This window comes from Puniceibacterium antarcticum (assembly GCF_002760615.1).
Taxonomy (GTDB): Bacteria; Pseudomonadota; Alphaproteobacteria; order Rhodobacterales; family Rhodobacteraceae; genus Puniceibacterium; species Puniceibacterium antarcticum.
Genome location: NZ_AWWI01000160.1, coordinates 1 through 4578 on the forward strand (window position 1 = coordinate 1; position 4578 = coordinate 4578).

The 4578-nt window shown below is 54.9% G+C and carries 6 protein-coding genes and 2 pseudogenes; 3 read left to right on the forward strand and 5 right to left on the reverse strand.

Annotated elements, in window-relative coordinates:
- Positions 1-111: pseudogene (locus tag P775_RS22495) on the forward strand (IS6 family transposase); the annotation flags it as partial.
- A 298-nt stretch (positions 112-409) separates the two neighbouring features.
- Positions 410-676: pseudogene (locus P775_RS22500) on the forward strand (hypothetical protein); the annotation flags it as partial.
- Here the strand turns inward: P775_RS22500 and P775_RS29485 are convergent.
- The 3 genes from P775_RS29485 to P775_RS22515 form a co-directional block, all read right to left on the reverse strand.
- Positions 673-807, reverse strand: a complete 135-nt coding sequence (locus P775_RS29485) for a hypothetical protein (protein ID WP_281256113.1) — start codon at positions 805-807, stop codon at positions 673-675. The pseudogene P775_RS22500 and the gene P775_RS29485 sit on opposite strands and share 4 nt — an antisense overlap.
- A 409-nt stretch (positions 808-1216) precedes the next feature.
- Positions 1217-1420 carry a hypothetical protein gene (locus P775_RS22510; protein ID WP_143520972.1) on the reverse strand — a complete coding sequence of 68 codons (204 nt, stop codon included), beginning with the start codon at positions 1418-1420 and terminating at the stop codon, positions 1217-1219.
- 50 nt (positions 1421-1470) lie between these two features.
- Complete coding sequence (locus tag P775_RS22515; RefSeq protein ID WP_099913087.1) at positions 1471-1707, reverse strand: hypothetical protein; 237 nt, start codon at positions 1705-1707, stop codon at positions 1471-1473.
- Positions 1708-2681: 974 nt separating this feature from the next.
- On the opposite strand from P775_RS22515, the gene P775_RS22520 reads away from it, so the two are divergent.
- Positions 2682-3308: a glutathione S-transferase family protein gene (locus P775_RS22520; RefSeq protein WP_099913088.1), complete on the forward strand. Its 627-nt coding sequence runs from the start codon at positions 2682-2684 to the stop codon at positions 3306-3308.
- 46 nt (positions 3309-3354) lie between these two features.
- Here P775_RS22520 and P775_RS22525 read toward each other — a convergent pair whose 3' ends face one another.
- Together P775_RS22525 and P775_RS22530 are read right to left on the reverse strand one after the other, a co-directional pair.
- Positions 3355-3795, reverse strand: coding sequence for a hypothetical protein (locus P775_RS22525; protein WP_143520973.1), 441 nt, complete (start codon positions 3793-3795; stop codon positions 3355-3357).
- Entirely contained in the window at positions 3782-4471 is a 690-nt protein-coding gene (locus P775_RS22530; RefSeq protein WP_099913090.1) for an NAD(P)H-dependent oxidoreductase, read from the reverse strand. Before P775_RS22530 ends, P775_RS22525 begins: the two co-directional genes overlap by 14 nt.
- Positions 4472-4578 lie beyond the last annotated feature (107 nt).

Here is a 4578-nt window from a genome sequence, read left to right on the forward strand (position 1 = left end):
AACCTGATCTTCCGTCCCCGCCGTTATAGGCTCACCGCAACATCATACCGCCACGCCCGGGCCGATGCTTTCAGCCTCTGGGCAGATTACGCCGCCGACATGGCGGCTTGATCCGCCGATCACTCCAACCGTAAAAGCTCGAGGCAACAACTTGGCGATGCCCGTGATGGGGCTTATTCCCTTGAAAAACTCCGATGCGCGAAAAATGACCCTGAGAATTGGAACCTTGTCCTCGATATAGGCTATTTTGCAAAGATAGTTTTATATAAGGCGTTTCTGCGGGAAAATATTCTGTTGATCCAGCCTATTTTTGCGGGGATGCGAGTTTTTTCAACATGGAGTAATGGTCGGACAGCTCTTCGAAGACCTCTGATAAGATCAGGGTCATCAGCTAGAGGAGAAGACTTATGAGGTCGACTATACCGGCCATATATCGAAAACTGGAGATCGACGCGTCCGAACGCTGCTCTACGAGGCAGCTAACGTCATGCTGACGCGCTAGAAGAGAGTGCTGAAACTGAAGGATTGGGCAATGGCAATTGCGCAGAGATCCAACATGCGCAAGGCCCGGATCGCGCTGGCCCGCCGCCTGGCCGTGATCATGAATGCGATGCTCAAGCCCTCTGCACGCAGGCCGGTCACCACTTCGATTGTTGGGATAGGGGCAAACCTTTAAGAACGGCTTTCATGGGCTTCGGTCGCAAATATGCTCGGGACACGGGCGCGTAGTTCATCGTCGGTCAGCGCCTTGCCGGTGGCGAATCCGCCGTTGCTTATACCGCGCATGTAACGGTTCATATAGCTCATAGTGTCATTCCTTTCGTGTTGCGACTGACGGTTTGTGTCTCGTTCCCGCTTCCGCCGTCGGGCGGACAAAAAAGGATCATGCCAGTGCGGGGGTGAGCGGGCGAAGCCCGTCGATCCCTCGTCCTGACTTTCGGATCATGTGAGCCGCTTCATCGGCGCGGATCTTTTCTGAAACAAAGGCAAGAGATTTAAAGCGCAGGACTACAAACACAAGCACCCGCAACAGCAGTCGTTATCCGTAGGGCCGAGACCCGCCGCCCTGACCGACGTGTGGCCGTGGTGCGGGCTGGCTCAGAGAGACAGTTCGCACCACACTTGGGCCGCAAGAGAGCGATCGGGCGGGAGTTCCCAGATTATTCTCTACTGCTTGTCTGATGCCAGCCGAAGTCATCGTGATACGGTTAAGCTACTAGCTGCGTCCACTAGGTCCAGATGCTGTGGGGTTCTCCATCAAAACAATGTCAGATCCACCCAGAATCGAATAGACCTCCTTGAGCCTCTTGTCGCTCGCGCCCTGCAAACGCTTTTCAAGGACAGGATTCTCCAACACCATCTGCTCCCAGCACCCAGCCTTGCGGAAGTCCGCTTTATAGTCCTGGATCTCATCGTTCATCGCAGCCCTACAAGCATAGTAGGCAGCAACTTGCTCGTGCAAGAGCTTGCTTACCGACTTGCCGAGAGGCGTACATCGCACCGCTGATCTTCAACATGAGACGCCCGAAAATCGACTCTTCGCACCACCCCAAGCCATTCCATGTATTGCCGACGCCGCACGGTTAGGAGCGGCCATCGAAACGCTCCGATCTCATGATCGTACAGCAGGAACATCGCCTGCTTGGATGAGCGATCCATCTTCTCAACTACCTCGGCAGCGCCGAGAAAATCGCTATCCTCTGTCATCACTTATTCTCCTTATTCGCTATCCTGTCCCCGCCTCATTTTCAGCCGTCATATCCGTCTCAGCCGCCAAGAGACGATCGAGATAATCGACGAGAATGCCCAGATGCACCGGCTCCTTCAGCAACCACATGTCACCCTCCAGCAAGCTATCTCGTCCCCTTCGCCGTAGCGCTTGGCCAAGAGCACGCTAGCTGATGAAGCCAGTGCTGTGAACTGACCCGTCAGAAAGTAAAAAGAACATTATTCTGTTTCAATCTCCACATCGCTTACTGGTCTGTTTTTTTTCCCGATCGAATTGACCCATTTTTCCATTTGGCGCTGACCACTCTGAGAGATGGTAAACTTCTGAAGAGTCGACGAAATTACTGACAGCTGGTGGGTCGCCACATTTCGAAAAACTGGGTCAATTTCTTACAGAATTCAACACGTCACCGCTGCAAGCTTCCGCAGTTGCGGCCTCGCAACCAACGCCTCCGATAGCCCACACCTATACGCTCAGAAGCTGAACGCCGAGCTCTACATCGCGACAGCAAAGGACGACGTGTTCTACCCGTCAGCAATGGCGGACCGGTTCAAAGAGGCCCTCGATACAGCGGGGGTGACCTACATGCACGAGACGTACCAGGCCGCCCATGAATAGATGAAACCGGATTTTCCCAGGTACGATGAAACCGCGGCCAGGCGTGGTTGGGACGAGATGATTCCGTTATTCGATCGTTTGGTGACGGATCGGTAGTTTCTGCGCGACGGGCTGAAAACGTATCTAACAGGTTTTCAGGCGTTCACTGAGTCCTATTCCAAATGAGTGATTTCGGGGGAACAGGAACTCATGTCCTGCCCTTTCGTTATGTGACTAGAGGGAAGCAGCTTCACTAAGACAGTTTCCGTTATTCCGAACCCATTCGCGTCCAGATCAATGTGCGGCGGTGGTCATCTGATCAACGTGAATCGACAAACAGAATAGGAAGAACCCAATGCCAACGCTTCATACAATGCCGGGAACCTGCTCACTTTCGCCAAATATCGCTGTGGCTTGGATGGACGCACCGGTCAAAATCCACACCATGGCCTACGGTGACCATAAAAAAGACGATTACCTCGCTATCAACCCGAAGGGCAAAGTGCCTGCGTTGAAATTCGAAAACGGCGACGTTCTGACCGAAGCCGCAGCGATCTTATCTTGGCTCGGTGCAGCACATGGATCCGACAGCTACGCCCGCGACACTGAACTCGGTCGGAAAGAAGCTGAAGCGCTCTCCTACATGACGTCGGAAGTACATGCGGCCTATGGCGGTCACTTTGGCCCACAGAATCTGGCCGAGACCGAAAGTGGTCAGGCCGAGGTCAAACATAAGACATACAAGACTCTTGCCGGTCACTACGATCGCATGAACGGCATTCTGAGCGATAACGGCGGCGAATGGTATCTCGGCAAGCGCTCATTTGCTGACACATTCCTTTATGTGCTGACGCGCTGGATCGCGCAGACGCCGCTTTCAATCGACGACTACCCGGCGCTAAAGCAACACCTCTTGCGCATGGAAGCTGACAGAGGCGTGCAGATCGCACTGAAACGTCAAGATATGGAAGCGATCGGGTGATGCCTGGAAATGACCCGGCGGGAAAGCCAATTCTGCCTGATCCGGGTCAATGCAGATTACGCCAGGCAGTCCAGCCTTGAACAAGCCCGTAGCTGACGAGTGTGAGCGAGACGAGGACACCGTCGACGATCAGACGCAGCATCGGGTCATCCGATGCGACGGCACCGCTTGCGGATCCAAGCAGGGAAAAACTGAAGAACGTGATGCCAAGCTTTTGGAACAGGACGAGCTCCCACAGGCCCGGCATGCGTCTTGGATAGAAGGCGAGCAGCGCGAACAGACCCGCAAAGACGGGGTAAGCCAGCATTTCCCGGGTGTGCGACACGATGCGGTCGGGCGGGATCGTGCCAAGCTCGAAGGCCGCGTTGGCAAATGCGCCGAGCGTCGAAACCCCCAAGGCAATCATGATATATTTGGCTACGCGGTCTCGCGTAGTCGAGGAGTCGTTCGTATCAGCCGTTGGGTTTTGAGTGTCAGATAGAGTCATGGGGACGGTCCTGTGTGAGGAGAATGAATGGTATGGTGGCTGGGGCGCAAAGAGTAGCACTGAGACATGTCGTGACCGTCGCGCACCGGAACTGAGACCTGAAGTGGCCGCAGTGTCCGGGCGCTGTCGCGGCGATGAACGCGCGGAGTGCATCGGCATATCCGTCCGCTGCAGCGGAGAGTTCGGAGGGGTCAAGCTTGCCGGCGTTGTAGACCACGTAAGGTGCGTGCCAAGGCAGACCGCAGCGATAGGCGGTCGCCTTCAGCGGCGTCAGAAGGGCGTCGATGTCATAGTAGTTCTGTCCTTCGGGCGTGTAGGCGTTCGGGATGTTGCCGGCGGTCATGGCAACCATGATGGGCGTCCCGGAAAGGAGGTCACCTTCCGTAGCGGCGTTGATGTAATACATGCGGGTCAGCACGGCGTCCTGCCACGCCTTCAGCAGGGCAGGCGTCGCATACCACTGCAACGGAAATTGTAGCACGATCCGATCTGCATCCAGCAGCATTTGGGCGTCCACCTCAGCATCCGTAAACATGTCGATGGCGCTGTCCGGATAACGGGCCTGCATGTCGACGACGCTTACGCCTTCGACGGCTCTTGCTGACTTGGCAAACGCCGCATTTGTGGTCGATGCTGCCAGATTGGGGTGAAACAGAAGGACGAGTGTCTTGGTCATGGGTTGTTCCTTTGGGCTGATGTGACTCCAACCTAAGAACGCCGCGGAAATAACTCCAACAGATATAAAATATAGTCTACTATTCATATTATGAATTTACGCGCGAT

Bases quoted from the DNA above. Each gene is read 5' to 3' on its own strand.
- P775_RS29485 (WP_281256113.1), bottom strand. From the start codon at position 807: ATGAGCTATATGAACCGTTACATGCGCGGTATAAGCAACGGCGGATTC.
- P775_RS22510 (WP_143520972.1), bottom strand. From the start codon at position 1,420: ATGAACGATGAGATCCAGGACTATAAAGCGGACTTCCGCAAGGCTGGG.
- P775_RS22515 (WP_099913087.1), bottom strand. From the start codon at position 1,707: ATGACAGAGGATAGCGATTTTCTCGGCGCTGCCGAGGTAGTTGAGAAG.
- P775_RS22520 (WP_099913088.1), top strand. From the start codon at position 2,682: ATGCCAACGCTTCATACAATGCCGGGAACCTGCTCACTTTCGCCAAAT.
- P775_RS22525 (WP_143520973.1), bottom strand. From the start codon at position 3,795: ATGACTCTATCTGACACTCAAAACCCAACGGCTGATACGAACGACTCC.
- P775_RS22530 (WP_099913090.1), bottom strand. From the start codon at position 4,471: ATGACCAAGACACTCGTCCTTCTGTTTCACCCCAATCTGGCAGCATCG.